Source organism: Nocardia sp. NPDC058497, assembly GCF_042720195.1.
GTDB lineage: Bacteria > Actinomycetota > Actinomycetes > Mycobacteriales > Mycobacteriaceae > Nocardia.
On sequence record NZ_JBHXMY010000561.1, the window covers coordinates 1,762 to 3,808 of the forward strand.

Here is a 2,047-nt window from a genome sequence, read left to right on the forward strand (position 1 = left end):
GTAGGTTGCGGCGATCATGCGTTCGATCGGTGTCTCGGGTGCCCGGAACGGTGTGTGGTCGGCGAATACCGGCTCCGGCAATGCCTTGCGGTCCAGTTTGCCCACCGGCGTCAACGGGATCCGCTCCAGCACCATGATCGAAGCCGGAACCATATACGACGGCAACCGGCCGGCGAGGTACTCGGCGAGGACTGTGGTATCGATCGAATGCCCAGGCGCGGCAACGACATACGAAACCAGCGAGGCGGACCCGGACTCGTTGTGGTGGCCGATGGTGGTAGCGAAACCGACCGTCTCATGAGTGGCGAGCGTGGCATCGATCTCGCCGAGCTCGATCCGCAGACCACGAATCTTCACCTGGAAATCCGACCGGCCCAGATGCTGGATCGTCCCCTCCGCCGTCCACCGGACCACGTCACCGGTGCGGTACATCCGTTCACCAGGCATCCACGGGCACGCGACGAAACGCTCAGCCGTCAAATCGGCCCGGCGGTGATATCCACGGGCCAGCAGCGGACCAGCGACATACAGTTCACCGGCCACACCGACCGGCACCGGTTGCAGCCGCTGACCCAGCACCCATTGCGAGACACCGCGAATCGGCCCGCCGATCGTGACCAGTTCACCCGCCACCAACGGGGCGGACATCGTCGCGGCAATGGTGGTCTCGGTGGGCCCGTACTCGTTGAATACGCTACGGCTGCCATTCCAGCGTTGAACCAGCTCGCTGCCATAGTTCTCGCCACCGACCAGCAGGTATCGCAGATCCGGTAGTGGCCACCGGGTGTGGTCGATGGTGAACAACGCCGTGGGTGTGATGAGGACGTGGCTGACCTGTTCGCGGTCGAGTAGTTCGGCGAGTTCGTCGCCGCCGTAGACATCGCTGGGCGCGATGACCATCGTCGCCCCCGCGCACGTCGCCAGCAACAATTCCAGCACCGACACATCGAAGCTCGGCGAAGCCAAATGCAAAGTACGGGAATCGGATTCGATGTGCAGCGCTTTGCGGTGCTCGGTGGCACAGTTGCCGAGTCCACGGTGGGTGACCGCGACACCCTTGGGTAGCCCGGTCGATCCGGACGTGTAGATGACGTAGGCGATATCGTCCACACGCAACGGTCGCACCCGGTCACCGTCGGCGACGGGAAGGTTCTCGCCCTCGTCGAGAACCTCCGGTGTCAGCCAATCGATGGTGCCAGGCAACTGAGTTCGCACCGGCGCCACCGTCAATCCGATCGCGGTTTTCGAATTGGTCAGCATGTGCGTGATGCGTTCGCCGGGGTGGGTGGGGTCGATCGGCAGGAACGCGGCTCCCGACTTCGCCACAGCCCATACCGCGAGCACGGAATCCGTGGAACGTGGCATACCGATCGCGACAACATCTTCCGGACCGACACCTCGCTGGATCAGCAGTCGGGCCCATCGATTCGAATGCTCGTCCAGCTCCCGATAGCTGAGCTGCTGCCCCTCGAACACGATCGCGGTGGCGTCAGGATCCCGTGCGGCAGCGGTGGTCAGCAAGTCGGCCAAAGTGGTGGGTGCCGCTGGGGGTGCGCCGGAGCGCGACAACAGATCGGCTCGCTCGGCGGGCTCGAGGACTTCGATCATCCCGACCGATACCGTCGGATCGGTGGCCACCGACTCGAGTATCCGAATCCACCGTCGCAGCAGAGAATCGATCGTCGCGGCATCGAACAGCTCCGTGGCGTAGGTGACGGCTATCGCCATCCCGCCGCTGTCGTTGTCCGACAGCACAACGTGGAGATCGAGCGGAGAATCCGCTTCGGGCAGGTCGACCACCGACACGTCGAGACCGGGCAACCCCGGTTTCATCCGTTCCAGATTCTGGAACGCCAGCATCACCTGGAACAGCGGATGCCGGGACTGCGACCGCTGCGGAGCGAGTTGATCCACCAGTTGTGCGAACGGAACGTCGGCATGCGCCACGGCATCCAGATCGACCTGTCTGATCCTGTCTCTTATACACATCACCCAGCCCACGATACCGTAAATCATACAGTGTAGTTTACACAAAAACCAAACCACC

1 protein-coding gene is annotated in these 2,047 nt (G+C 63.1%); it reads right to left on the reverse strand.

Annotated elements, in window-relative coordinates; translation table 11 throughout:
* On the reverse strand, positions 1-2,016 hold a 2,016-nt coding region (locus ACFWPJ_RS27210; protein ID WP_378855489.1), incomplete at its 3' end, for an amino acid adenylation domain-containing protein.
* Positions 2,017-2,047: the final 31 nt, after the last annotated feature.